This window comes from Staphylococcus capitis subsp. capitis, from assembly GCF_040739495.1.
Lineage (GTDB): Bacteria > Bacillota > Bacilli > Staphylococcales > Staphylococcaceae > Staphylococcus > Staphylococcus capitis.
Map to the genome: position 1 here is coordinate 357,665 of NZ_CP145263.1, position 25,656 is coordinate 383,320.

Consider the following 25,656-nt stretch of genomic DNA (forward strand, 5'->3'; position numbering starts at 1 on the left):
GTGTTAGTTTTATTAGACAAAGGTATACCTTCTTTCTGCGTTTTTCTTAATTTCAATATACCCCATATAGGTATTAAAGTCAATTTTATAGTTTCTAACTTTTAGTAATAAAAAAACGCGCACATCATCAAATGTCGATGAGGTACGCGTCTATAATCTATATTTAAGAAATTGTTTTACAATCATGAATAATAGAGGGATAAAAAATAGTTGAATATTTGTTATATCGTTAGTAAATGTTTATTAGATTGTTATTTCAATTTCGATTTATAAATAATCAATTCATTTCTTAGAAAAAGTCTGATGGGTTCAAGTTTTCTAGATCTAAATTTTTAAAATTATTGAAATCTAAATTTGAGATGTCTTGAACTAGCTCACCACTTTTAGCTTGTTTATAATAATAGCTGGCTTCGTTAAGGATATCATGGTCTTGAAAAGTTTTAACTATTCCTAAGATGATAAGTACTGAGATAACTCCTTTTAGTAATGTTTTCATAATGGATGGCTCCTTTGTTTCTTTCTTAATATATAGTATATGTGATTTTTTTCTAAGGATCATGAGCCTATAGTATTGAGATACTATCGTACTTTAGAACTATTCTGATAAAGTACTTTAGAACTATTCTGATAAATAAAATCTCTATGTGGTAGTGTAAGTGTTTGCTTGTTGTGCGATATGGGAATGTGTTTTGTAAGTATAGAGGAGGTTGATTATTAGTGAGTTTATTAGACTTTCATAAAGAAATAAAAGGCTACACTCAAGATAGACAGCCTGGTATAGAAGCGGACATGAATCCTAAGCCAGTAGCTGAATTAGATGAATATAAAGCAGCAGGTAAATTAAAAGGCAAAGTTGCTTTAATTACTGGTGGTGACTCTGGTATTGGTCGTTCCGTAGCAATACTATATGCTAAAGAGGGAGCAAATGTTGCTATAGGTTATTATGATGAACATCAAGATGTTGAAGACACTGTTAAACGTTTAAAAGAATTAGGCGTAGATGCAAAAGCATATGCACATGATTTAAAAGACGAGCAACAATCTAAAAAACTCATTGATGATGTTGTTAAAGATTTTGGTAGTTTAAATATTTTAGTAAATAATGGTGGTGTTCAATTCCCACGAGATAACTTTGAGGATATTACGCCTGATCAAGTCAAAGAGACGTTTATGACAAACATTTTTGGAATGATGTTCTTATCGCAAGCAGCTGTTCCACATCTTTCAAAAGGTGACGCAATTATTAACACTACTAGTGTAACGGCTTATAGAGGTTCAGGTCATCTTATTGATTACTCTGCGACAAAAGGTGCGATAGTGTCATTTACTCGCTCTCTTGCGACAACATTAATGGAAAAAAGTATTCGAGTTAACGCTGTAGCACCAGGACCTATATATACTCCATTAATCCCATCTACATTTGATGAGGAAAAGGTTGAAAATCAAGGTGGAGATACGCCAATGGGTCGCCGAGGCCAACCAGCAGAGCTAGCTCCTTCATATGTGTTCTTAGCAACTCAAGCAGATAGTTCATATATTACAGAGCAAGTCATTCATGTTAATGGTGGAGATTATATTACGACATAGATATAAATATGTTTAGAGGCTGAGATATGAATGATTATCTCAGCTTTATTTAGTATATTGTTATTTGAATTGAGGGATAGTCATGACTGAAAAGGAAAAAATGTTAGCACATCAGTGGTACGATGTTAATTTTGATGATGAGTTGAAGGAGGATAGGTTACAGGCAAAAGAGTTATGCTTTGAATATAACCACACACGCCCTAGTAATGTTAAAAAACGCAACGCAATAATGGAGAAATTATTCGGCTATAAACTTGAGAATGTGGGGATTTCAATCCCGTTTGATACAGATTATGGATGGAATATTAAGTTCGGAAAAAATGTATTTATTAATACCAATTGTTATTTAATGGACGGCGGTGGCATCACGTTTGGAGATAATGTATTTATAGGTCCTAACTGTGGATTTTACACTGCTACACATCCACTTAATTTTGAGGAACGTAATAAAGGTCTAGAACTAGCAGAACCCATTGTAGTAGGAAGTAACACTTGGTTTGGGGGACATGTTTCTGTGTTGCCTGGGGTGACGATAGGTGAAGGAACCGTTATTGGTGCAGGAAGTGTAGTAACCAAAGATATACCCCCTCATTGCTTAGCAGTAGGTAATCCTTGTAAAGTGATTAGAAAGATTGAGCAGTAATATTAAAAAAAACAACGAATAGCCCATAAATATACTATGATTTCATTTATGGGCTATATTGCTTATTCTATTATAAACTCTAATTTTTAAATGTACGTTCTCATGATTTTAGCTTAGTCTTTTAATTTTAAAAATGAGATAAAGCTCTTCATATGTTTATACCTTTCTGAATTTATTTATTTTTTAGAATATAGGTATCAACCATTAATTCTATACAATAATTTTCTTATTTTCAACAACTTTTTTACTAAACAAAATAATTGAAATTCATAAAATTGTAAATTTAATCATAAAAAGACACATTAACTCCAAATTATTTTTAAGACTTTTCAGATAATATAAATGTAAGCGATTGCAAAAAAGGGTGTGAACATAGTAAAATAAGGTAAATGATATGAACTATCATTTGAAATGTATGTCAATGTTTTGTGATTTTAATAATCTTAATTATACATAGGGGGTTAATGATAATGGTAGTACCTTTCAAAAATGAACCTGGGATTGATTTTTCAGTACAAGAAAATGTAGACCGCTTCAACGAAGTATTAAAGAAGGTAAAAGGGGAACTTGGTCAAAATATTCCGCTATTCATCAATGGTGAAAAAATAGATAAGAGTGACAAGTTTGAATCTCTAAACCCTGCAGATACATCTCAATTAATTGCTAAAGTTTCTAAAGCTACAAAAGACGATGTAGAAAATGCGTTTCAAGCAGCGAACGAAGCTTATAAATCATGGAAGAAATGGTCTCATAAAGATCGTGCTGAATTGATGTTACGCGTTGCAGCAATTATTCGTCGTCGTAAAGAAGAAATTTCTGCTGTTATGGTATATGAAGCTGGAAAACCATGGGATGAAGCAGTAGGCGATGCTGCAGAAGGTATCGATTTTATCGAATATTATGCATGTTCAATGATGGATTTAGCAGAAGGTAAACCTGTGTTAGATCGAGAGGGTGAACATAATAGATATTTCTATAAACCCATAGGTACTGGCGTTACAATTCCACCATGGAACTTCCCATTTGCAATTATGGCGGGTACAACACTAGCTCCAGTGGTGGCTGGTAATACAGTTCTATTAAAACCTGCAGAAGACACTGTACTTACAGCATATAAATTAATTGAAATTTTAGAGGAAGCTGGTTTACCTAAAGGTGTTGTTAACTTTGTACCTGGTGATCCTAAAGAAATAGGAGATTATTTAGTTGATCATAAAGATACACACTTTGTAACATTTACAGGTTCTCGTGCAACAGGTACACGTATCTATGAACGTAGTGCTGTAGTTCAAGAAGGACAAAACTTCTTGAAACGTGTTATCGCTGAAATGGGCGGTAAAGATGCTATTGTCGTAGATGAAAACGTTGATACGGATTTAGCAGCAGAGGCAATTGTAACGTCTGCGTTTGGTTTCTCAGGACAAAAATGCTCAGCATGTTCACGAGCAATTATCCATAAAGACGTGCATGATGAAATTTTAGAGAAAGCAGTCAAATTAACTAAAGATTTAACTTTAGGTAACACGGAAAACAATACATTTATGGGACCAGTAATTAATCAGAAACAATTCGATAAAATTAAAAATTATATCGAAATTGGTAAAGAGGAAGGTAAATTAGAACAAGGTGGAGGCACGGATGACTCAAAAGGTTACTTCATCGAACCAACCATCTTCTCAGGGCTTAAGTCAGCCGACCGTATTATGCAAGAAGAAATTTTTGGACCGGTTGTCGGATTTATTAAAGTCAATAGCTTTGATGAAGCAATTGATGTTGCAAACGATACTGATTATGGTTTGACAGGTGCAGTCATCACAAATAACCGTGAACACTGGATTAAAGCTGTAAATGAATATGATGTAGGTAACCTTTACCTCAACCGTGGTTGTACTGCTGCCGTTGTTGGATATCATCCATTTGGTGGTTTCAAAATGTCAGGTACAGACGCTAAAACAGGTAGTCCAGACTACTTGCTTAATTTCCTAGAACAAAAAGTTGTTTCAGAAATGTTCTAATAAAATAAATAAAGCCGTTAATAGGAAGGTAAAATGAGTGTTGACTCAAAGGCTTCTTATTGACGGCTTTTTCTAATCAATTTTAGAGTATAAGAATCTATTCTGTAATGCTAATGTTGATTGCTTTATGGAAAACTTTATCAATTTCTGAAGCGGGACATTGAATGTTTTCTTGTTTAATCCACTCCATAAATCCATCTAATGTAGAACCATAGATATAAAATACTAAATCTTCTGGGATTGTTTTATCAACAGAGATACGATGAATATTTTCTTTAATATCTGCCTTCATAATATCTACACAAACTTCTTTAAATATTTTACCGAATGATACATCATCTTTTTGTACTTTTTCGATTTTTTCCAATTCTTCTTTATTTGTAAATGTAGCTTCAATTGTTTGGAAAGGATTATTTAACCGATCTTTTAAGTCGGTTGAAAAGTAATCTTTAGTGAGTAAATTGAATAGATAAACTAACAAATCATATTTGTCATAGAAATGTTTATAAAAAGTCGTCCGGTGAACCATTCCAGATTCGCAAATTTCATTAACAGAAAGAGATTCGAAACTTCTTTTCTCTAACAATTGATAAAGACTCGATGATAACGCCTTTTTAGTTTTCACTACTCTTAAGTCTTGTTCATTCATAAATATAACCTCGCTCATCTACACTGTATAGTTAAACTATATCGTCGCATTAACCATTACGCAATAACTTAGATTTATGTATAGATAATTATTTCTAAAAATAGACACATTTATCTTTTTGTAGATATTGTAAATCATAGGTAATAGGCATATGATTTTCTTATTGATAATGATTATTAATTAAGGTTAGAAAGCGTGAGTATGATGTTGAATTTAATGACTGGGATGAAAAATAAACAATATAAAGTTAAAAGTATCAATCTGAATAATAAAAGCATGTTATATCGTTTGGGAGCACTTGGTTTAAAGAAGGGCAGTCTAGTGAGTATTAAGCGTAAATGCTTATTTAATGGACCAAGTGTAATTGAAATCAATGGTCAATATCTTAGCATTAGACAATCAGATGCTCGTCAAATTGCATTAGAGGAGTAGATGATATGAATGAAAGTTATTGCATTTTAGGTAATCCTAATGTAGGTAAAACATCTCTATTCAATGCATTGACAGGATCTTATGAGTACGTTGGGAATTGGAGCGGTGTGACGGTCGAGAAAAAAGTAGGTAAATTAAAAGAAAATCTAGGACAATTAATAGATTTACCTGGTGTATACGATCTCTCACCTATTACTAAAGATGAAACAGTTGTTACAGAATTTTTGATGGAAACATCATTTACTGGAATGATTAATATCATTGATACTAGTCAAATTAAAAGAAACCTGCAATTAACTGTTCAATTGCTAGAACTCAATGTTCCTATAATTATTGGTTTAAACATGATGGATGTAGCTATTCAACATGGTTTAAAGATTAATTATGACACTCTAATGAGAAAGTTAAAAGTACCTATTTTTCCTATAGTAGCAAGAAAAGCTAAAGGTACAAACACTTTATTGCATGAACTTCAATTCCTGAAATCTGATCAAAGACAACACCTCAAAATTGATTATGGCAATGAGATTGAAGAAGCTATCGAACGACTTAGCTCAATTATCAAGAAAGAAAAGTCGTATCCAAATGAACGTATACGTTTTATAGCAATTCAATATTTGCTTGATAATGTCAAAATTAACGAAGAATTAGGGGCTGAGTTGATTAATCTTCTAGCGCCCATAAAAACAAACTTAGATAAACACTTTAATACGTGCGTACGCGAACGTATAGAAGTTATAAGAGAAGCATTTATAGATAATATCTTAAGAAATGTTGTCGAATATCCGGAAGAAGAAAAACAATTTTTCACAGCTAAATTAGATAAAATTCTTATGAATAAATATTTAGGAATTCCAATATTCTTAGGTATTATATGGCTAATATTTCAAACCACTTTCACATGGGTGGGGACGCCTTTATCTGATAAAATGGACGATTTCATCGGTGGTCAATTAACCGATTGGATAAAACTACTGATGCAACAATTGCATCTATTACCGTTTCTTCAAGACTTAATTACTGATGGTATTATTGCTGGAGTAGGTTCAGTATTAGTATTTATTCCTCAAATCGTAGTTTTATTCTTCTTTATTTCATTGCTCGAAGATTCAGGTTATATGGCTAGGATTGCCGTATTGATGGATAAGACTATGGAATCCATTGGTTTAAGTGGAAAGTCGTTTATCCCTATGATTATTGGCTTTGGATGTAATGTTCCAAGTATTATGGCTGCGCGTAGTATTGAAAATGAAAAAGAAAGACTCATTACTATTTTAATCGCGTCATTTATGTCGTGTTCAGCACGGTTACCCGTCTATGCTTTGTTCGTAGGTGTATTCTTTAAAGAATACCAATCACTTATCGTACTTAGTTTATATTTAATTGGCATTCTGATTGCTCTTTTAGTGAGCACTTTTATGAATAAATTTATTTTGAAAAATGAAGACTCGGTTTTCATCGTGGAATTACCAACATATCGTGTACCTTCAATTAGAACGTTATGGCGTAGTACATGGGAAAAGGCAAAAGGTTTTGTGAAAAAAGCAGGTACATTTATTTTCGGTGGTTCAGTAGTGATATGGGCTTTAACTTATATGGGCCCTAATGGATTTGATGTGAAAATTAACCAAAGTTTTATGCATATACTGGGAGAAGTTTTTGCTCCTATCATTGCTCCTTTAGGTTTTGGAACTTGGCAGGCAGGAGCAACATTGATACCAGGCTTTTTAGCAAAAGAGGTTATTATTAGTTCAATGGCTATACTTTATTCATCCAATGAGAATGGTTTAGTCAATGTGATTCAACACCAATTCACTCCAATTTCAGCATATGCGTTTATGATATTTATACTATTATATGTACCTTGTATCTCTACGGTTGCCACTATTAGAAAAGAAACATGTTCTTGGAAATGGACACTTATTGCTGTGATCTATCCAGTATTAACAGCGTACATTTTAACATTAATGTTTTATCAAGTTAGCCATTTATTTACGTAAGGAAGTGATTCTATGTATGTATTATTAAACATTTTAATTATCGCATTTATTGTAAGCTATACAGTGTATACATTATTTAAGTTCTTTAAACGATCTAAAGCAGGTCAATGTGGAAGTTGTAAATCGCAATGTCATTGCAATACCTCTTCTTCTAAAAAGTCTTCGCCATCTTAGAACTAAATAAAATCCTCCTCAAACAAGAACTTCTCTACCCATATTAATAAATAAGGGTTGGGAAGTTTTCTATATTAAGTAAATATTAAGTTATTATTAATTTACTTTTCTAATGATTAAACTTTTTAAAAAGTGATATATTATATGTAACTATTTTTTTAGAATGTAAATTTTTATTAATACGGAGGATTTAATAAATGAAAGGTAGCAAGAAACTAGATAGCTTACTAGAGGATAATAAGAAGAAAATAAAAAAGTTATTTAAATATGATAAAAAAGAAGCTTTGGCTTTCACAAAAGAAGATCGTGAGAAAGTCAAAGATAAGTATGGGGTTTATGTTATTTTTGATCAAAAGAAACCAGTTTACGTAGGACAAACTGGTGGGTACTCAACGACTTATAAACCTATAAATAAAGACTTATACACTAAATTAGGACAATATAACTCTCATTCAGATAGTGGTACAACAAAGTTTAGAAAAGGGTTTGCCCAAAGTAAAAACTTAGATCAATCTGATTTAAAAAGTATCACTGCTCAAGAACATAGTTTAACTTTCCAATATATTAAAGTTAAAGATGAACCTGCCTTTATAAATATTTTAGAACTTGTCGCTTTAGAGTATGCGAAAGATAAAGGTTATGAACTATATAATTTTGAATAATTATTTTTTATGATATGTGAAAAGCTGAGGCATTTATTTATTGCCTCAGCTTTTAAAGTATTCAACTTATGTTTATTAAAATTATTACGATTCACTAGTATATTAAAACAAACTTAAGAATGCTATCACCACACAACCTTCATTCAGATTGATTTTTTAATTCATCTTTATATAGGCGTCTATAATAATTAGATAATTTGAGATCATGTATAAATGAGATAATTGGTCGTGCTGTCATTTGAAGACTACCGATAACAAAGAGGACTGTGCCAGCTATCATTGTTTTATCGCTAAAGAAGAGAAAGCTTCCAACCAGAAATATTAAACCTAACACGATATCATTAATTTGATACAGTGCTTTGTAAAAAGTAGTAATTTCATTGGCATGGTTTTGACTTTTAGGACTTAAATTATTTTTATTAAAATGAAGATCTACATCGTTTTTATGCTGAATCATATTATTACCTCCACTATGTTTATTGAGTTAAAAATTCCCATTCAATAATAGAGTTAAACTTAGCAATCGTATTATATGATAAAGGAGTTATTGAAATGCAATATCAAACGAAATTTCAATCCCCACTAGGTGAACTGCAATTAATTAGTGATGGTTCTGCACTTACGCATCTTTTATATCCGAACCAACATATAGAAAATGTTAAAACAAAAGGGGACTTACCACTATTTCAAAAAGTGACTCAGTGGTTAGAACAATATTTTGAAGGTAATCATCCAGTTATAGATTTTACATTAGCACCACATGGAAGCGACTTTCAGCGTGAGGTCTGGGATGAGTTAATAAAAATAGCATATGGAGACTTAGAAACATATGGAAACATTGCAAAAAGTGTTGGCCAAAAGTTAGGTAAGCCAAAAATGTCTGCTCAAGCTGTAGGAGGGGCAGTAGGTCGTAATCCGATTTCTATCATCATACCTTGTCATCGTGTGGTAGGTAAGGATGGAAGTTTAACAGGTTACGGTGGCACGATAGATAATAAAATTAAATTGTTAGAAATTGAAAATGTTGATATGTCTCAGCTTTATAGACCGAAATATAGTACAAAGCCATAAAGAAAGCTTGGGAGTCTTAGGTAAGACTTCCAAGCTTTAATATTTGTCCATGATTTATTCTGCAATATGATATTCACGAATATCGTCATTAATGTCTTTCAAGTAGAAGAGATTATTGTCTTTATCTGATTGTTCAATGTCGTGATTGAATTCTAAATCATCAAAACGTTTAAAGAATGATTCGTATTCTTCGACAGAAACTTCTGTACGATTGTTTAACAATGCTTTGTGTCCTTCAATGTTTAGATGTTTTTCGAAACCGTCTACAAGTGTTGCACTGAAGAATTCGCCAACAGAACCTGAGCCATAACTAAATAAACCAATTGTTTGACCACCTTTAAGGTCACGTGTTTCTAGTAATGATATTAAACTTAAGTATAATGAACCAGTATAGATGTTACCAACATAACGGTTATAATATACTGCATCTTCATATCCTGATTTTAAGCGTTCTTGTGTAGTTTCATCAGCATTATCAATGATAGAATCTAAAGCTTTTTTACCCATTTTGGTGAAAGGTACATGGAAGCAAAGCGATTCGAAATCAGATAGTGTTTTACCTTGACGGCGTGCATATTCATTCCAGCTTTCTTGGAATGATTTAATGTAAGCGTCTTTAGATAGTGCACCTGCAACGAGTGGGTATTTGTGACCTGTAGGACGCCAGAAGTCGTAAACATCTTCGGTATAAGCAACTGCATCATCGTTTAATGTTAATATGCTAGGCTCATGAGAAATCATCATTGCTACAGCACCAGCCCCTTGAGTAGGTTCTCCGCCTGAGTTAATACCATAACGTGCAGTATCACTTGCGATAACTAGAACTTTCTCGTTGGGACGTTGTGCAAGATAGTCTTTAGCAAGTTGGATTGCAGGAGTTGCAGCATAACATGCTTCTTTCATTTCAAAGCAACGTGCGAAGGGTTGAATACCTAATAAATTATGAATTTGAACTGCTGCAGCTTTGGCATTATCAATAGTAGATTCAGTTGCTACAATTACCATTCCAATATTCTTTTTATCTTCGTCTGTTATAATATCTTTAGCAGCATTAGCACCCATCGATACGATATCTTGGTTGACAGGACTTACTGCCATTTCAGTTTGTCCGATTCCTATTAAGAATTTATTTGGATCAACTTGGCGTGCTTCTGCAAGCTTTGCCATGTCTACATAATATTTTGGTACATAAAAGTTTATTTTATCGATACCTATGTTCATAAGGCGAATCATCCTTTCAGTTTTAAAGTAGCATTAGTATCATATCAAACCAATACAATGTTATACAATGAAATATAACAGAATATTTCATCAAAGTATAATAGAAATGTAAGCGTTTTACACGATGAATTGTTATCATTAAATTAATCGTCTATATGGTATGATTGGAAATTTAATTTTCCGGAAAATAAATATTTAAAAGTTTAAAATAACTTGAAAGATACATATAAAAGGAGTTTACTCATGAAAAGTTTAGAAAAAGGATTTAGACATTTATCTCGAGAGGATAAATTAAAGCAATTAGTCGAGTATGGATGGCTCAATACTGATAATTATGATTCATTACTTAGTCATCCTCTTATTAATGAAGAAGTGGCAAATAGTTTGATTGAGAATGTAATTGGTCAAGGAACTCTACCAGTTGGACTATTACCTAAAATTATTGTTGATGATAAAGAATATGTGGTGCCAATGATGGTTGAAGAGCCTTCAGTAGTGGCTGCCGCAAGTTATGGAGCGAGACTTGTTAACCAAAGTGGTGGCTTTAAAACAATCTCAAGTCAAAGATTAATGATCGGTCAAATTGTGTTTGACGATATTGAAGATACAGAACAATTATCTAAAGATATCCAAGCACTTGAACCACAAATACATCAAATTGCTGATGAGGCTTATCCATCCATTAAAGAACGTGGGGGCGGTTACCAACGTATTGAAATAGATACGTTCCCTGAGCAACATTTACTATCATTGAAAGTATATGTTGATACTAAAGATGCGATGGGCGCCAATATGTTAAATACAATTCTTGAAGCAATCACTGCTCATCTTAAAAACGAATTCCCTGAAAAAGATGTTTTAATGAGTATTTTATCTAATCACGCGACGGCTTCAGTAGTTAAAGTGCAAGGCGAAATAGATGTTAACGACTTAAATAGAGGTGAGAGAAGTGGCGAAGAGGTAGCACACCGTATGGAACGTGCCTCAGTATTAGCTCAAGTTGATATTCATCGTGCAGCTACTCACAACAAAGGTGTAATGAATGGTATTCACGCAGTAGTTCTTGCTACAGGTAACGATACAAGAGGTGCTGAAGCGAGTGCACACGCATATGCTAGTCGTGATGGTCAATATAGAGGAATTGCGACATGGAAATATGATAAAGAACGTGGAAAATTAATCGGTACAATTGAAGTACCTATGACCTTGGCGATTGTGGGTGGTGGCACGAAGGTATTACCTATTGCAAAAGCTTCGCTCGATTTACTCAATGTAGCGTCAGCCCAAGAGTTAGGTCATGTTGTAGCTGCAGTCGGTTTAGCTCAAAACTTTTCAGCTTGTCGTGCGCTTGTATCAGAAGGTATACAGCAAGGACATATGAGCTTACAATATAAATCATTAGCAATTGTTGTTGGAGCACAAGGTGAAGAAATTGCTAAAGTTGCGGAAGCATTGAAACATGAAACACGCGCTAATACAGCTAAAGCTAAAGAAATTTTAGAAAAATTACGTCAATCATAATTAAAAAGCCATCAAACGGGTAATGAATTCCATAAGTAAATGTTGATATGGTTTCATACTTGTTTGATGGCTTATTTTATATTAATAAATATAATTATAATGACGTGCTGATGATTTACTAATAATACGTGTTCCGTAACCTAAAGGAACATTATAATTATACTCTGAGATTTTAATGCTTCCACTATTGTATACTTTCTCTACAATTGCCACGTGCCCATAATAACCTGCAGTAGATTGCATAACAGCGTATTTTTTTGGTTTGTGTCCCGTTGAGTAACCTGAGCGGCGTGCGTTGTAGTACCAGTTCCTAGCATTTCCCCATCTATTAGAAACAGGCTTTCCTAATTGAACTCGACGTTTATAGGCCCACCAAGTGCATTGATGTTTGCTGTAATAATTATATGAAGCAGCGTGTGATACGTGCGTATGTTCTATAGTTTGATATGTTAAAGTTCCAGTGAACATGATTCCAGTAGCGATAATAATACGTGATAATAATTTTTTAAGTTTCATTGCTTCTCCCCAAAAAATGTATTTTTTTAACCGTATATATAATAATCTTTAAAAATACGTAATACAATATAAGAAACGAATTGTACAAGCAAATGTAATGTTCTTGAAATATTGTATTTCTTTTTGTAATAAAGTTAATATTGTATGCAATTTACAATGAAAAAGACGCCCCGTAGGACGTCTTGCGAGATGATTAACTCCATGCATTCATGTATAAAGAATATGTTAAACGTAATGTATTAACGGTCATTATACATTTTGGGTGAATTGGTTGAAAACAGCAAGTGCGCGTTTGATCACTGTCACAGGTATGTTTTCAGGACATGGATTATTTCGAAAATATGTCAATATTTCGCTATGGCTCTTCACTTCTTTAGGAAAATTGATATCTTGATTAATCCAATCAACCAATTCACCTAACGGTGTGTCATCACCATGGAAACTTTGCATAAATTCGTAAAAGCTCAATTCCTCGCCTCAAAAAATGTAATATGAGCCACAGATATTGTAACATATTTTAATTATTTAAAAATACTTGTTAATTAAGAATTTTGACTATGCAATTCTTTTAGGAAAATTATTAATCGCTAAAAAGGTCAATCATATTGTATAATTAATATATTATTTATAAAAAAGGGGGATATGCGTGGACATTAAACACATGAAATATTTCGTCGAAGTAGTAAAACAAGGTGGAATGACAAAGGCATCTAAATCTTTATACATCGCTCAGCCTACAATAAGTAAAGCAATTAAAGATATCGAAGCAGAAATGGCTGTCCCCTTATTCGACAGAAGTAAAAGAAATTTAGTACTTACAGATGCTGGGAAAATTTTCTTCAATAAATGTAAAGAAATTATTTCTTTATATGATAACTTGCCTACAGAAATTAATAGTCTGTATGGGTTAGAAACAGGGCATATTAACATTAGTATGTCTGCAGTTATGAGTATGCGTAAGTTTATAGGGGTTTTGGGTGATTTTCATCAATTATATCCAAATATTACTTATAATCTTATCGAAAGTGGAGGGAAAACCACAGAGAACCTCATCTTAAATGATGAAGTGGATATCGGTGTAACGACTTTACCGGTCGATCATCATTTATTTGAATCTATTTCACTCAATAAAGAAGATTTAAGAGTAGTATTATATAGGGAACATCCATTAGCTTATAAAACTAAAATTAAGATGGAAGAACTCGCTGAAGAGAATTTTATACTATTTAATGAAGATTTTTATTTGAATGATAAAATTATCGAAAATGCTAAAAACGCTGGGTTCGTTCCTAATATGGCTTCTCAAATTTCACAATGGAACGTTATCGAGAATCTCATCATCAATAAGTTAGGAATTACAATATTACCCGCAACTATCTCAGAGTTATTAAATGATGATGTGAAAATGATTCAACTCGAAAATGCTAATACAGAATGGGAACTTGGGGTAGTGTGGAAAAAAGATAAGCGTTTAAGTCATGCGACAAATAAATGGATAGAGTTCTTAAAAGAAAAATTGACTGAACAAAAGTAGAGTAATATGTTCGCCTCAATTGTAATTGATTATTAAGACTACAATAGCCAGTTCATATCTTTTATTTATGATTTGGCTATGAGTCATCATAAATTTGTGTTTTTACGTTACAAACCAATGCTAATAACAGTTGGTGATTAAGAACTTAAGAATTGAGGATGATATGTAAACGATTTCATAGATTAGAGGAATAGAAAACATTCTTAAAATGTATTTTTACTATAGAAGAGTCAGTATTATAATAGTAAATAACACTGAAAAAAGTTAGTAACAATTTAGACACAATTTGATAGAAAGGGATGTTGACTATGTATAGGGCTAAATTTTTGGTTAAGTTAGTACTTCAACTTGCACTGATATTACTGATTACCTATATAGGAACAGAAGTGCAGAAATTATTACACATTCCACTAGCAGGTAGTATAGTTGGTTTAATATTGTTCTTCTTACTTTTACAGTTTAAGATTATTCCAGAAAGTTGGATTGATGTAGGGGCTAATTTCTTACTCAAGACAATGGTATTTTTCTTTATCCCATCAGTGGTAGGTATTATGGATGTAGCTTCTGATATTACGTTAAATTATGTATTATTCTTTATCGTAATTATTATAGGTACATGTGTAGTTGCTTTATCTTCAGGCTTTATAGCTGAAAAAATGGTAGGAAAAGACAAAATAACTAAAGGGACAGATCAGTCATGAATGATTATTTACAAGCCGTTCTCATGATATTATTAACAGTCATTTTGTATTATGGTTCTAAGCGACTCCAAGATAAATATAAAAATCCATTATTAAACCCTGCGCTGATAGCATCAATTGGGATAATAATTATACTATTAGTTTTCGGAGTAAGTTACAAAGGGTATATGAAAGGTGGTACATGGATTAACCATGTATTAAATGCAACAGTCGTCTGTCTTGCTTATCCACTATATGAAAACAGACACAAAATAAAGAAATATCTGTCTATCATTTTTGCAAGCGTACTGACTGGTGTACTTCTTAATTTTGTGTTAGTATTTACAACGTTGAAAATCTTTGGTTATTCTAAAGACACGATTGTCACCCTGTTACCAAGATCAATCACTGCAGCAGTTGGTATTGAAGTTTCCCAAGAATTGGGAGGCACAGATACAATGACTGTACTCTTTATTATAACTACAGGTTTAATCGGCAGTATTTTAGGTTCAATGTTATTGCGTATGGGAGGTTTCAAATCCTCTATTGCTAGAGGATTAACTTATGGAAATGCTTCACACGCCTTCGGTACTGCAAAAGCATTGGAATTAGATATAGAATCAGGAGCATTTAGTTCTATTGGTATGATTCTTACGGCTGTCATAAGTTCAGTCTTAATACCAATACTGATTTTAGTGTTTTACTAAAGGGAAAGATGTACTCGTATACTAGAAAGGGAGGCTATTTGTAAAAATGGCAAAAATTAAAGCAAATGAAGCATTAGTTAAAGCATTACAAGCTTGGGATATTGACCACTTATATGGTATTCCAGGTGACTCAATTGACGCAGTAGTAGATAGTTTACGTACAGTAAGAGATCAATTTAAATTCTACCACGTTCGTCACGAAGAAGTAGCAAGTTTAGCTGCTGGTAGTTACACAAAAATGACAGGTAAAATTGGTGTTGCATTAAGTATCGGTGGACCTGGTTTAGTTCACTTATTAAACGGTATGTATGATGCTAAAATGGACAAGGTTCCTCAATTAATTTTATCAGGTCAAACTAATAGTACTTTATTAGGTACTAAAGCATTCCAAGAAACTAATCTTTCTAAATTATGTGAAGACGTTGCTGTATACAACCACCAAATCCAAAAAGGTGACAACGTATTTGAAATCGTTAATGAAGCAATCCGTACAGCTTATGAGAAAAAAGGTGTAGCAGTAGTTATTTGTCCTAACGACTTATTAACTCAAAAAATTAAAGATACTACAAACCGTGCAGTAGATACTACTAAACCTAAACCAGTATCTCCTAAATTCAAGAGCATCAAAAAAGCTGCTAAATTAATCGATAAAGCTAAAAAACCAGTAATGATTATTGGTATGGGTACTCAACACGCTAAAGAAGAATTACGTGAATTTATTGAAGCTGCTAAAATCCCAGTAATTCACACATTACCAGCTAAAACAATCTTACCTGATGATCATCCATACAGCATTGGTAACTTAGGTAAAATTGGTACTAAAACATCTTACCAAACAATCCAAGATGCTGATTTATTAATCATGGCTGGTACAAACTATCCTTACGTAGACTATCTACCTAAGAAAAACATTAAAGCTATCCAAATTGATACAAACGAAGCTAACTTAGGTCATCGTTTCAACATCAATGTTGGTATTTTGGGTGACAGTAAAGTTGCTTTCCATCAACTAACTGAAAATATTAAACACGTTGCTAAACGTCAATTCTTAGATAAAACTTTAGAACGTAAAGCTGTTTGGGATAAATGGATGGAACAAGATAAAAATAATAATAAATCACCATTACGTCCAGAACGCTTAATGAAAGCAATCAATGCTAACTTAAAAGATGATGCTATTATCTCAGCAGACGTTGGTACTGCTACAGTTTGGTCAACTCGTTACCTAAACTTATCAGTTAATAACAAATTCATCATCTCAAGTTGGTTAGGTACTATGGGTTGCGGTCTTCCAGGTGCTATGGCAGCTAAAATTGCTTACCCTAACCGTCAAACTGTTGCTATCGCTGGTGACGGTGCATTCCAAATGGTAATGCAAGACTTCGCAACTGCAGTTCAATATGATTTACCAATGACTGTATTCGTATTAAACAATAAACAATTATCATTCATTAAATATGAACAACAAGCTGCTGGTGAATTAGAATATGCGATTGATTTCTCTGATATGGATCACGCTAAATTCGCTGAAGCTGCTGGTGGTAAAGGTTATGTTGTTAGAGATGCTAGTCGTTTAGACGATATCGTTGAAGAAGCTATGGCTCAAGACGTTCCAACTATCGTAGACGTACACGTTGATCCTAACGCTGCACCATTACCAGGTAAAATCGTTAACGAAGAAGCATTAGGTTATAGTAGATGGGCTTACAGATCAATCACTGAAGATAAAAACTTAGACTTTGATCAAATCCCACCAATCTCTGTAGCAGCTAAACGTTTCTTATAATAGATGATTTACAGAACTCGACTTATTAAGTCGGGTTCTTTTTATATAAAAAATAAAAAAATTGTCTTGTAAACGCTTTATTAACTGTGTATACTTAGTGTAAATAAATATTAAATATTGCGTGTTACTGGTTATGCAGGCATGAGCAAATGAGGTTTACCATCTTTTTGAGATACTAAAGAAATTGATGGTCTTGTTTGTTCATGTCTTTTTTTATGCCATTACATGTATCAACTATAGATGGAGAGGAATGTTTAATATGTTTAAAAAGCTATTTGGGCAGTTACAACGTATTGGTAAAGCATTAATGCTACCAGTAGCAATATTACCTGCTGCCGGAATCTTGCTTGCATTTGGTAATGCAATGCATAATGAACAACTTGTTCACCTTGCACCGTGGTTAAACCATCCTGTGTTTGTAGCAATTTCTTCAGTTATGGAAGCTTCAGGACAAGTGGTTTTTGACAATTTACCATTATTATTTGCAATCGGAACAGCACTTGGTTTAGCAGGAGGAGACGGTGTAGCAGCACTTGCAGCACTAGTAGGTTACCTTATTATGAATGCGACAATGGGTAAAGTACTACATATCACTATTGATGATATATTCTCATACGCAAATGGTGCTAAGGAATTAAGCCAAGCAGCTAAAGATCCTGCTCATGCATTAATTCTTGGAATTCCAACACTTCAAACAGGTGTATTCGGTGGTATTATCATGGGGGCCTTAGCTGCATGGTGTTATAACAAATTTTATAACATTACATTACCAGCATTCTTAGGTTTCTTTGCAGGGAAGCGTTTTGTACCTATCGTGACATCAGTTGTCGCAATTGCGACAGGTATCATATTAAGTTTTGTTTGGCCGCCTATTCAAGATGGTTTAAATGGTCTTTCAAACTTCTTATTGAATAAGAATTTAACTTTAACTACGTTTATTTTTGGGATTATTGAGCGATCACTTATTCCATTCGGTCTGCATCACATTTTCTATGCACCATTTTGGTTTGAATTTGGCCATTATACAAATCACGCTGGAGATTTAGTACGTGGGGACCAAAGAATTTGGATGGCACAATTGAAAGATGGCGTGCCATTTACAGCTGGCGCATTCACTACAGGTAAATATCCATTCATGATGTTTGGTTTACCAGCGGCAGCATTCGCCATTTATAAAAATGCTCGCCCAGAACGTAAGAAAGTTGTTGGAGGTTTAATGTTATCAGCAGCTTTAACTTCTTTCTTAACCGGTATTACTGAACCATTAGAGTTCTCATTTTTATTTGTGGCACCCATTTTATATGTGATTCATGTATTTTTAGCAGGTACTTCTTTCTTGGTCATGCACTTGTTAGGTGTAAAAATAGGTATGACTTTCTCCGGAGGGTTTATTGATTATATTTTATACGGTTTACTTAACTGGCATCGCACAAACGCGCTTTGGGTTATTCCAGTAGGTATTGTGTATGCGATTGTGTATTACTTCTTATTTGACTTTGCAATTAGAAAATTCAAATTAAAAGCACCTGGTCGTGAAGATAAAGAACAAGAGATACGCAATTCAAGTGTTGCTAAATTACCATTTGATGTATTAGATGCTATGGGCGGTAAAGAAAATATTAAACATCTAGATGCTTGTATTACACGTCTTAGAGTTGAAGTCGCAGATAAATCGAAAGTAGACGTTCAAGGATTGAAAGCGTTAGGTGCCTCTGGAGTTCTAGAAGTAGGAAATAACATGCAAGCTATATTTGGCCCAAAATCAGATCAAATTAAGCATGACATGGCAAAGATTATGAGTGGAGAAATTACTAAACCTAGTGAGACAACAGTAACTGAAGAGATTTCTGATGAACCAGTTCATGTAGAAGACGTCATTGAAACTGAAATTTATTCACCTGGACATGGTCAAATGATTCCATTAACGGATGTTCCGGATAAAGTTTTCTCTGAAAAAATGATGGGCGATGGCGTAGGTTTCATTCCTGAAAAAGGCGAAATTGTAGCACCATTTGATGGTACAGTGAAAACCATCTTCCCAACGAAACATGCGATTGGTTTAGAATCAGATACAGGTGTAGAAGTCTTAATTCACATTGGTATCGATACAGTTAAATTGAATGGACAGGGCTTTGAAAGCTTTGTTCAAGCTGATGAAACTGTAACACAAGGTCAACCTTTAATGAAAATTGATTTAGCTTACCTAAAAGATAACGCACCAAGTATTGTTACGCCGGTAATTATCACAAATTTAGGTGATAAAACATTAACAATTGAAGATGTTATATCTGTAGATCCAGGAAAAGTTATAATGAAAATTAAATAACACATAATTGGTAGTGCATATTTTTGAGATTTCAAAGATGTGCACTTTTTTTGTATAACATTGACAACGGTAACAATAAATAGCAATGTAGTAATGTAAGTTACATAAATGTTATCACTAAAGCTGGAGGTCAAAAGTATGTGTGATTCTAAAATAAACAATAATTCTAGAGTTAGACATCAAGGGAACAAGATAATCAATGTTCTCATTTACGTAATAATGATAGTCGTAATACAAGTTCCTGTGGGTTTATCACTTGTTGCACTTCCATTATCTTTAAGACTGAATGATTGGTATACAATAGCGATGAGTATGTTTATTCTAGGAATTACACTTTTAATCATTTGGGGAATAAGATCCTATTATTTATATCGTACTTATGAATATCAAGATTTTAAGATGAGTATTAAAGATATCTTTATCAATATTGGTTTTTTCTTTCTCGTAATTCTCTGTAGTATTAGTGCGAATGCTTTAATGTTTATTTTTACAGGTAATTCAAACACACAAAATCAGGAAACAATAGATGACAGTTTAAGTTCACTTATGGATAAAAGCCATTTACCTCATCCCACTATTGTATTAGTAACCGTATTGTGTCTTTGTATCATAGGACCATATTTAGAAGAATTGGTATTCAGAGGAATCTTTAAGGAAACTTTATTTATGAAATGCCGCTTTTGGCTACCCTTAATTTTCTCATCATTGATATTCAGTTCTCAACATCTATCATCAAATATATTTTCTTATGCAATTTATTTTTTAATGGGAATTATTCTCTATATTGCTTATGATAGAAGGCGAAACTTGAAGGACAGTATGATGGTACATATATTTAACAATTCTTTAACAACGCTACCTTTTTTAATTATTTATTTATATTTCTATTTTAAATAATAATGAAAGTTTTGATTTAGCAAAAAGCATTTAATTCAAACTTGGTCATCTGTCACATAATGATTAAGTAAGAATTAAATGCTTATTTTTTTAGTGTTTAAAAAAGGGTATATTATACTGGAGTAATATCATTCTCTATAAGTAACTTAATTGCTTTATGGTCAGTTGCATTTCTAAATAATTCGTAGGCATTTTCAATATCACTTAATTTACTATAATGTGTAACTAATTGTTCAGGTTGAATAATTTTACTTTTTAAAGCTTCTAACAATTCTTCAGTTGTATTACCAGAAACTAATCCTGTGGTTACATTGATATTTTTAATCCAAAGTTTGTCTATATCAAATTGAACAGGTAGACCATGAAGGCCGACGTTCGCAATCGTACCATCGACACCAATGAGTTTTTGACATAAGTCAAATGTTTGTGGGATACCTACTGCCTCAATGGCTACATCTACACCGCGAGGATTTAATTCTTTCACTTTTTGTATAGCCTCTTCGACATTTTTAGAATTAATTAAATGCGTTGCACCAAGGGAGCGGGCTGTTTGTAATCGGTTATCGTCTAAATCAATCATGATTATTTTAGAAGGAGAGAAGAATTGTGCAGTTAACAGTGTAGCTAAACCAACTGGACCAGCACCTACTATTGCAACAGTGCTTTCTGGTTTGATCTTTCCTTTTAATACACCAATTTCATAACCTGTTGGTAAAATGTCTGATAGCATTACAAGTGCTTCATCAGGTAAAGAAGCGGGTGCATGATATAAAGAGTTATCAGCGAAAGGAACTTTAACGTACTCAGCTTGAGTACCATTGATTAAGTGCCCAAGAATCCATCCACCATCATTTTCACAATGAGCGTATATACCTTTTTTACAGTAGTAACACTTAACACATGAAGAAACAGCAGATACGATAACTTTATCACCGACTTTAAAGTTATTAACGTTGCTACCAACAGATTCTACAATGCCAATATCTTCATGACCTAAAGTTGTATTTTCAGTAACTTCAGGAGTATCTCCTTTAATAATATGTAAATCAGTTCCACAAATTGTTGTTTTAACCATTCTTATAATAGCATCAGTACTTTCAGTAATTTCTGGTTTTTCTTTATCAATGAGTTCAGCCACTCCGGGTTTAACATAGTTGTATGCTTTCATTAGCAAAACCTCCTTATATTGTGAATATTTTCACAATAATTATACCGTGCTTTTTGTAAGCGTTTTAAGTCATCTTTATGACAAATAGTAAATTTACTCGTAATTATCTTAATCAGTTTATCTAAATGAAAATCTGTAAATATCGTTGTAAAATAAAATTGAATATAGTAAAGGAGAATGAGTTATGAATTATGAAGGTAAATTAGTAGCTGAGAAAGAGATAGAAGTGAATAATTACGATATTGATGCTATGGGGATTGTTAGTAATATTGTTTATGTCAGATGGTTTGAAGACTTACGAACAGTATTTATTAATCAATATATGAATTACTCAGAGATGATTAAGAATCACATTTCGCCGATCCTTATGAAAACTGAAATTGAATATAAAGTGCCTATAACAATTCACGATTGCCCAGTGGGTAGATGTTGGCTTGTTCAAGCTAGTAAATTGAAATGGGTTTTTAAATTTGAAATCGCGTCAGGTGATAAAGTGCATTGCGTAGGGTCTCAAATGGGTGGATTTTATGATTTAGATAGAGAAAAAATCACAAAAATGCCACAAGTATTTCAAGATATTCTTAAAAATTAAATAAAAACTTTGCTAAAAGAAAAGTTTTAATTAATAATAATAGAAAATAAAAGGAAGGTGATGACCATGACTCAAACATTACAAAGTATTTATGCATTTAACCAGTTTATTCAATCTAATGAACTAGCAGTTATCCATGTTATGAGAGATCATTGTAGCGTTTGTCATGCTGTCCTTCCACAACTTCAAGACTTATTACAAGAATATCCTTTTGCAAAATTAGGTGTCGTCAATCAATCTCAAGTAGAGGAGATTGCTGGAGAATTATCAATTTTTACAGTACCGGTAGATTTAATTTTTTTAAATGGTAAGGAAATGCATAGACAAGGACGTTTTATCGATATGCAATCGTTTGAACATCAACTTAAGTTAATGCATGATTCTCTTAAATAAAGAAATGGAACAACTTTTGTTTCATTTCTTTTTTTATTTAAACTTCATTGATTGGGTAGACCAAAACTTAGTGTTATTATTAGAGACGTGTGACTTTTTCAAGAATAAGAAAAATCAAACATAAAAAAATGAAAACACTTGGAGGAGGCTCAAATGGAGAAAAAACGTCGTCAAGAACACTTTAAAAACGTTATTTTTTGTTTACTAGGGACGTTAATTATTGCGTTAGGAGTCAATTGCTTTGTTATTCCTGGTAATTTAGGTGAAGGTGGAGCAATTGGTCTATCGCTTATTTTGAACTATACATTAGGTATTTCACCGGCGCTAAGTTCATTTATTATTAACGCTATTTTAATTGTTGTAGGATGGAAATTTTTAAGCCGAACGACTGCTATATACACTGCAATAACTATTACAGCAAGTTCTATTTTCCTAGATTTAACAGAGCATTTTGGATTAGGTATTCATGAAAACTTTATCAATTCTGTTTTCGCTGGTTTACTCATCGGTATTGGCACAGGACTTGTTATTGCTGCTCAAAGTACATTAGGCGGAACATCAGTTATTGCTAGAATTATAAGTAAATATTCAGAAGTAAAAACCTCTCAAGCATTATTAATTTTAGATGCTTTAGTCGTGCTATCCTTCCTTCTTGTCTTACCGGTTTCAAATGTACTTTATACAATTGTTATGCTATTCATAGTGGAGAAAGCAATGGCTTTTGTAGTAGAAGGTTTTAATCCTAAGAAGGCTGTGACAGTGATTTCTGAATACAATAGACAAATAAGCTCTGACATATACCAAGCAACTGGCAGAGGGTCAACATTATTAAGTGGTAAAGGCGCTTATCAGCAAAACAATACAGATGTATTATACGCTGTTGTTTCACAAAGTCAGATTGGTACTGTGAAGAAGATTGTTAATTCTTATGATGAAAGTGCCTTCCTCGTTATACACGATGTGCGTGATGTCTTAGGTAATGGTTTTATTAATACTAAATAATTAATCTTCTTATTTAATTAGGGACTGTTGAAGTCATTTACTCAAAGTTTTTCTATTTTTGATTTAAAATGGTATTAAATAGAAAATGAGGAGGTCGACTTTCAGATGTTGAGAAAATTAGCAACCATTATAGGATCCACTATTGTCGGCACAATTTTATATGCAAGAGTCAAAGAAAAGAGAAGTTATAAGAGCTTTTTACAAGAAAAAATGATTCGCATGTCTGGAATGAAAAAAACGTTTGAAAATGTACAAGATGCAGAAAAAGCTCTAGAGGAAACGAAATACGAAACAGCGGGTAAATATAGTGGAACAGATTATGAATTTAGTCATGGAGTTCAAATTAAAGACTACGATGGTTCCTTAGTTTATATCGTCAATGATGAAGGACAACGCGATCAACGTACTATTTTGTATATACACGGTGGAGCATGGTTTCAGGACCCATTAGATTATCATTTTGAATACATGGATTTATTGGCTGATTCGCTAAATGCGAAGGTTGTTATGCCAATTTATCCAAAAATTCCACATAGGGATTATCGTATTACATTTGAATTACTGACAAAGCTGTATCATCATTTGCTAAATAAAATAGATGATTCAAAACAAATGATAATAATGGGGGATTCTGCTGGTGGACAAATTGCATTAGCGTTTGTTCAACAGCTTAAAAAAGATAGTGAACCACAACCAAGCCATATTGTATTAATTTCACCTGTTTTAGATGCAACATTTAGTAATCCAGAAGCTCGAAAATATGAAAAAGAAGATCCAATGTTGGGTATTGAAGGTAGTAAATATTTAGTCAATTTATGGGCTGGCGATGCACCTTTAGACCATTACAAATTATCACCAATGTATGGAGATTTAGAGGATTTGGGGCATATTACTATAACAACGGGTACGAAAGAAACATTGTATCCAGATGCTGTTAAATTCTCAACTATGTTGAATGAAAAGGGTATTAATCACGAATTTATACCAGGTTATAGCTTATTCCATATTTATCCTATTTTTCCTATTCCAGAACGAGAACGCTTCTTAGAACAATTAAAGCGTATTATCCTAAAATAATTTCGATAAGTTAAAAGCTCACATGAGAAAAATCACTCATTATGGTATTTCCTCATGTGAGTTTTTTAAATTTTAGTTGTCGATATTGGGTTGCTTTTTCAAAGAAAGAACTAAAATAAGAACGACTATGATAATAATTCCTAATATTTGAAAAGCCTTAAATGATACATCTAGAAATAAACCACTTGCTACAACTGCAACTACAGGTTCTATCGTACCAAATAACGTTGTTTCTTTAGCTAATAGATATTTCAAGTTATCAATAAATAGATAATATGCTAGAGCAGTGCCTCCAATAATTCCAAATATTAAATAAAGAAACGTGGACACATGCCATTGAGTCATACTGACGTTCCAAATAGGATGACGTAAAGTCATAATTATACCGTAAATAATCATTGCCCAACCAACGACTAAAATGGAGGCATATTTGTTCAATAATTTTTCCGCATAGATAGTGTAAAATGCTAGAGCTAATCCGGCCAAGATTCCCCAAAATAAGCTTGAAGGGGCAACAATTAATTTAGAAAGTGAACCATTTGTTAAGAGCAGAAATGTACCGATAAGTGTCAAGAGTACAACAACTATATCAAATGCCCTTAGCTTTTCTTTACCTCTGAATGCAAACCATAGAATGATATATACTGGCGCAATATATTGTAATAAAGTAGCGACTGCTGCATTACCTTCATTAATTGATGCCATGTAAGCATATTGAACGATTAACATGCCAAAGAGACTATAAATTATCAAAGTAATCACGTGAGATACACGAGTAAAAATGACAAATATGGATTGTCTAGAATTCATTATTTTAAACATGACTAATAAAAATAAACCGCTAATTATTAATCTTGTAGTTACATACCAGTCTACATTGATTCCTGCATGCTTAAATAGAAAATCTGAAACAGTTCCCCCTAATCCCCATAAGCTTGCCCCTATAATAGCGAATAAGATACCTTTTAATCTCGATTGTTTATAACCTTTCAATTCGCCATCT

Annotated in this window: 27 protein-coding genes; 19 read left to right on the plus strand and 8 right to left on the minus strand. The window is 32.9% G+C overall.

The features are described 5' to 3' along the window. Window positions 1-289: 289 nt before the first annotated feature. Window positions 290-496: a hypothetical protein gene (locus tag V6C74_RS01720; protein ID WP_103175482.1), complete on the minus strand. Its 207-nt coding sequence runs from the start codon at window positions 494-496 to the stop codon at window positions 290-292. A gap of 221 nt (window positions 497-717) precedes the next feature. On the opposite strand from V6C74_RS01720, the gene V6C74_RS01725 reads away from it, so the two are divergent. The 3 genes from V6C74_RS01725 to pruA all read left to right on the plus strand — a co-directional run bounded on the left by V6C74_RS01725 (window position 718) and on the right by pruA (window position 4,245). Next, window positions 718-1,587 carry an SDR family oxidoreductase gene (locus V6C74_RS01725; RefSeq protein ID WP_002454037.1) on the plus strand — a complete coding sequence of 290 codons (870 nt, stop codon included), beginning with the start codon at window positions 718-720 and terminating at the stop codon, window positions 1,585-1,587. Window positions 1,588-1,669: 82 nt separating this feature from the next. Next, window positions 1,670-2,230: a sugar O-acetyltransferase gene (locus V6C74_RS01730; RefSeq protein WP_002454036.1), complete on the plus strand. Its 561-nt coding sequence runs from the start codon at window positions 1,670-1,672 to the stop codon at window positions 2,228-2,230. A 470-nt stretch (window positions 2,231-2,700) separates the two neighbouring features. Next, a complete protein-coding gene (pruA, locus tag V6C74_RS01735) occupies window positions 2,701-4,245 on the plus strand; it encodes an L-glutamate gamma-semialdehyde dehydrogenase (RefSeq protein ID WP_016898573.1) in 1,545 nt (514 codons plus the stop codon). Window positions 4,246-4,342: 97 nt separating this feature from the next. Here pruA and V6C74_RS01740 read toward each other — a convergent pair whose 3' ends face one another. Then, window positions 4,343-4,894 carry a TetR/AcrR family transcriptional regulator gene (locus tag V6C74_RS01740; protein WP_002454033.1) on the minus strand — a complete coding sequence of 184 codons (552 nt, stop codon included), beginning with the start codon at window positions 4,892-4,894 and terminating at the stop codon, window positions 4,343-4,345. Window positions 4,895-5,098: 204 nt separating this feature from the next. Here V6C74_RS01740 and V6C74_RS01745 point away from each other — a divergent pair, with 204 nt between their 5' ends. From V6C74_RS01745 to V6C74_RS01760, 4 genes are all read left to right on the plus strand, one after another. Continuing rightward, window positions 5,099-5,326, plus strand: a complete 228-nt coding sequence (locus tag V6C74_RS01745) for a FeoA family protein (RefSeq protein WP_002432860.1) — start codon at window positions 5,099-5,101, stop codon at window positions 5,324-5,326. 5 nt (window positions 5,327-5,331) lie between these two features. Then, the gene (gene feoB, locus V6C74_RS01750; protein WP_016898575.1) at window positions 5,332-7,326 is read left to right on the plus strand and encodes a ferrous iron transport protein B; all 1,995 of its coding nucleotides are present in this window, start codon (window positions 5,332-5,334) and stop codon (window positions 7,324-7,326) included. 12 nt (window positions 7,327-7,338) lie between these two features. Beyond that, complete coding sequence (locus V6C74_RS01755; RefSeq protein WP_080554669.1) at window positions 7,339-7,500, plus strand: FeoB-associated Cys-rich membrane protein; 162 nt, start codon at window positions 7,339-7,341, stop codon at window positions 7,498-7,500. 197 nt (window positions 7,501-7,697) lie between these two features. Beyond that, window positions 7,698-8,162, plus strand: coding sequence for a hypothetical protein (locus V6C74_RS01760; RefSeq protein ID WP_002454031.1), 465 nt, complete (start codon window positions 7,698-7,700; stop codon window positions 8,160-8,162). A gap of 139 nt (window positions 8,163-8,301) precedes the next feature. On the opposite strand, the gene V6C74_RS01765 is transcribed toward V6C74_RS01760, so the two are convergent. After that, on the minus strand, window positions 8,302-8,619 hold the full coding sequence (locus tag V6C74_RS01765; protein ID WP_002432691.1) for a YrhK family protein: 318 nt from the start codon (window positions 8,617-8,619) through the stop codon (window positions 8,302-8,304). Window positions 8,620-8,714: 95 nt separating this feature from the next. Here V6C74_RS01765 and V6C74_RS01770 point away from each other — a divergent pair, with 95 nt between their 5' ends. Further along, window positions 8,715-9,233, plus strand: a complete 519-nt coding sequence (locus V6C74_RS01770; RefSeq protein WP_002454029.1) for a methylated-DNA--[protein]-cysteine S-methyltransferase — start codon at window positions 8,715-8,717, stop codon at window positions 9,231-9,233. A 54-nt stretch (window positions 9,234-9,287) separates the two neighbouring features. On the opposite strand, the gene V6C74_RS01775 is transcribed toward V6C74_RS01770, so the two are convergent. Continuing rightward, window positions 9,288-10,454, minus strand: a complete 1,167-nt coding sequence (locus V6C74_RS01775; RefSeq protein ID WP_002454028.1) for a hydroxymethylglutaryl-CoA synthase — start codon at window positions 10,452-10,454, stop codon at window positions 9,288-9,290. Window positions 10,455-10,667: 213 nt separating this feature from the next. On the opposite strand from V6C74_RS01775, the gene V6C74_RS01780 reads away from it, so the two are divergent. Next, window positions 10,668-11,975 carry a hydroxymethylglutaryl-CoA reductase, degradative gene (locus tag V6C74_RS01780; protein ID WP_256277530.1) on the plus strand — a complete coding sequence of 436 codons (1,308 nt, stop codon included), beginning with the start codon at window positions 10,668-10,670 and terminating at the stop codon, window positions 11,973-11,975. 81 nt (window positions 11,976-12,056) lie between these two features. Here V6C74_RS01780 and V6C74_RS01785 read toward each other — a convergent pair whose 3' ends face one another. After that, complete coding sequence (locus tag V6C74_RS01785; RefSeq protein WP_002432351.1) at window positions 12,057-12,491, minus strand: CHAP domain-containing protein; 435 nt, start codon at window positions 12,489-12,491, stop codon at window positions 12,057-12,059. Window positions 12,492-12,740: 249 nt separating this feature from the next. Next, a complete protein-coding gene (locus V6C74_RS01790) occupies window positions 12,741-12,959 on the minus strand; it encodes a sterile alpha motif-like domain-containing protein (RefSeq protein WP_002432484.1) in 219 nt (72 codons plus the stop codon). Between the two features lie 178 nt (window positions 12,960-13,137). Here V6C74_RS01790 and V6C74_RS01795 point away from each other — a divergent pair, with 178 nt between their 5' ends. The 6 genes from V6C74_RS01795 to V6C74_RS01820 all read left to right on the plus strand — a co-directional run bounded on the left by V6C74_RS01795 (window position 13,138) and on the right by V6C74_RS01820 (window position 20,421). Then, window positions 13,138-14,025, plus strand: coding sequence for a LysR family transcriptional regulator (locus V6C74_RS01795; RefSeq protein WP_002454026.1), 888 nt, complete (start codon window positions 13,138-13,140; stop codon window positions 14,023-14,025). Between the two features lie 308 nt (window positions 14,026-14,333). After that, complete coding sequence (locus V6C74_RS01800; RefSeq protein WP_016898577.1) at window positions 14,334-14,726, plus strand: CidA/LrgA family protein; 393 nt, start codon at window positions 14,334-14,336, stop codon at window positions 14,724-14,726. After that, the gene (locus V6C74_RS01805) at window positions 14,723-15,412 is read left to right on the plus strand and encodes an LrgB family protein (protein WP_002432680.1); all 690 of its coding nucleotides are present in this window, start codon (window positions 14,723-14,725) and stop codon (window positions 15,410-15,412) included. Before V6C74_RS01800 ends, V6C74_RS01805 begins: the two co-directional genes overlap by 4 nt. Before the next feature lie 46 nt (window positions 15,413-15,458). After that, window positions 15,459-17,198: a pyruvate oxidase gene (locus tag V6C74_RS01810; protein ID WP_002454025.1), complete on the plus strand. Its 1,740-nt coding sequence runs from the start codon at window positions 15,459-15,461 to the stop codon at window positions 17,196-17,198. A 259-nt stretch (window positions 17,199-17,457) separates the two neighbouring features. Continuing rightward, window positions 17,458-19,524 carry a glucose-specific PTS transporter subunit IIBC gene (ptsG, locus tag V6C74_RS01815; protein WP_016898578.1) on the plus strand — a complete coding sequence of 689 codons (2,067 nt, stop codon included), beginning with the start codon at window positions 17,458-17,460 and terminating at the stop codon, window positions 19,522-19,524. A 138-nt stretch (window positions 19,525-19,662) separates the two neighbouring features. Further along, a complete protein-coding gene (locus V6C74_RS01820; protein WP_002454023.1) occupies window positions 19,663-20,421 on the plus strand; it encodes a type II CAAX endopeptidase family protein in 759 nt (252 codons plus the stop codon). A gap of 112 nt (window positions 20,422-20,533) precedes the next feature. On the opposite strand, the gene V6C74_RS01825 is transcribed toward V6C74_RS01820, so the two are convergent. After that, window positions 20,534-21,589 carry a zinc-dependent alcohol dehydrogenase family protein gene (locus V6C74_RS01825; protein WP_002454022.1) on the minus strand — a complete coding sequence of 352 codons (1,056 nt, stop codon included), beginning with the start codon at window positions 21,587-21,589 and terminating at the stop codon, window positions 20,534-20,536. A gap of 184 nt (window positions 21,590-21,773) precedes the next feature. On the opposite strand from V6C74_RS01825, the gene V6C74_RS01830 reads away from it, so the two are divergent. The 4 genes from V6C74_RS01830 to V6C74_RS01845 all read left to right on the plus strand — a co-directional run bounded on the left by V6C74_RS01830 (window position 21,774) and on the right by V6C74_RS01845 (window position 24,653). Further along, a complete protein-coding gene (locus V6C74_RS01830; RefSeq protein WP_002454021.1) occupies window positions 21,774-22,181 on the plus strand; it encodes a thioesterase family protein in 408 nt (135 codons plus the stop codon). A gap of 66 nt (window positions 22,182-22,247) precedes the next feature. Continuing rightward, complete coding sequence (locus tag V6C74_RS01835) at window positions 22,248-22,574, plus strand: thioredoxin family protein (RefSeq protein WP_002454020.1); 327 nt, start codon at window positions 22,248-22,250, stop codon at window positions 22,572-22,574. A 153-nt stretch (window positions 22,575-22,727) separates the two neighbouring features. Further along, window positions 22,728-23,576 (plus strand): YitT family protein, encoded by an 849-nt coding sequence (locus V6C74_RS01840; RefSeq protein ID WP_002432918.1) that lies wholly within the window; start codon window positions 22,728-22,730, stop codon window positions 23,574-23,576. A gap of 105 nt (window positions 23,577-23,681) precedes the next feature. Continuing rightward, window positions 23,682-24,653: an alpha/beta hydrolase gene (locus tag V6C74_RS01845; protein ID WP_002454019.1), complete on the plus strand. Its 972-nt coding sequence runs from the start codon at window positions 23,682-23,684 to the stop codon at window positions 24,651-24,653. A 72-nt stretch (window positions 24,654-24,725) separates the two neighbouring features. On the opposite strand, the gene V6C74_RS01850 is transcribed toward V6C74_RS01845, so the two are convergent. After that, window positions 24,726-25,646, minus strand: coding sequence for an EamA family transporter (locus tag V6C74_RS01850; protein WP_002454018.1), 921 nt, complete (start codon window positions 25,644-25,646; stop codon window positions 24,726-24,728). Between the last annotated feature and the right edge of the window lie 10 nt (window positions 25,647-25,656).

Bases quoted from the DNA above. Each gene is read 5' to 3' on its own strand.
- V6C74_RS01805 (WP_002432680.1), top strand. From the start codon at position 14,723: ATGAATGATTATTTACAAGCCGTTCTCATGATATTATTAACAGTCATT.
- V6C74_RS01730 (WP_002454036.1), top strand. From the start codon at position 1,670: ATGACTGAAAAGGAAAAAATGTTAGCACATCAGTGGTACGATGTTAAT.
- V6C74_RS01775 (WP_002454028.1), bottom strand. From the start codon at position 10,454: ATGAACATAGGTATCGATAAAATAAACTTTTATGTACCAAAATATTAT.
- ptsG (WP_016898578.1), top strand. From the start codon at position 17,458: ATGTTTAAAAAGCTATTTGGGCAGTTACAACGTATTGGTAAAGCATTA.
- V6C74_RS01810 (WP_002454025.1), top strand. From the start codon at position 15,459: ATGGCAAAAATTAAAGCAAATGAAGCATTAGTTAAAGCATTACAAGCT.
- V6C74_RS01835 (WP_002454020.1), top strand. From the start codon at position 22,248: ATGACTCAAACATTACAAAGTATTTATGCATTTAACCAGTTTATTCAA.
- V6C74_RS01825 (WP_002454022.1), bottom strand. From the start codon at position 21,589: ATGAAAGCATACAACTATGTTAAACCCGGAGTGGCTGAACTCATTGAT.
- V6C74_RS01755 (WP_080554669.1), top strand. From the start codon at position 7,339: ATGTATGTATTATTAAACATTTTAATTATCGCATTTATTGTAAGCTAT.
- V6C74_RS01800 (WP_016898577.1), top strand. From the start codon at position 14,334: ATGTATAGGGCTAAATTTTTGGTTAAGTTAGTACTTCAACTTGCACTG.
- V6C74_RS01765 (WP_002432691.1), bottom strand. From the start codon at position 8,619: ATGATTCAGCATAAAAACGATGTAGATCTTCATTTTAATAAAAATAAT.
- V6C74_RS01760 (WP_002454031.1), top strand. From the start codon at position 7,698: ATGAAAGGTAGCAAGAAACTAGATAGCTTACTAGAGGATAATAAGAAG.
- V6C74_RS01820 (WP_002454023.1), top strand. From the start codon at position 19,663: ATGTGTGATTCTAAAATAAACAATAATTCTAGAGTTAGACATCAAGGG.
- feoB (WP_016898575.1), top strand. From the start codon at position 5,332: ATGAATGAAAGTTATTGCATTTTAGGTAATCCTAATGTAGGTAAAACA.
- V6C74_RS01720 (WP_103175482.1), bottom strand. From the start codon at position 496: ATGAAAACATTACTAAAAGGAGTTATCTCAGTACTTATCATCTTAGGA.
- V6C74_RS01830 (WP_002454021.1), top strand. From the start codon at position 21,774: ATGAATTATGAAGGTAAATTAGTAGCTGAGAAAGAGATAGAAGTGAAT.
- V6C74_RS01740 (WP_002454033.1), bottom strand. From the start codon at position 4,894: ATGAATGAACAAGACTTAAGAGTAGTGAAAACTAAAAAGGCGTTATCA.
- V6C74_RS01840 (WP_002432918.1), top strand. From the start codon at position 22,728: ATGGAGAAAAAACGTCGTCAAGAACACTTTAAAAACGTTATTTTTTGT.
- V6C74_RS01745 (WP_002432860.1), top strand. From the start codon at position 5,099: ATGTTGAATTTAATGACTGGGATGAAAAATAAACAATATAAAGTTAAA.
- V6C74_RS01770 (WP_002454029.1), top strand. From the start codon at position 8,715: ATGCAATATCAAACGAAATTTCAATCCCCACTAGGTGAACTGCAATTA.
- V6C74_RS01845 (WP_002454019.1), top strand. From the start codon at position 23,682: ATGTTGAGAAAATTAGCAACCATTATAGGATCCACTATTGTCGGCACA.
- pruA (WP_016898573.1), top strand. From the start codon at position 2,701: ATGGTAGTACCTTTCAAAAATGAACCTGGGATTGATTTTTCAGTACAA.
- V6C74_RS01785 (WP_002432351.1), bottom strand. From the start codon at position 12,491: ATGAAACTTAAAAAATTATTATCACGTATTATTATCGCTACTGGAATC.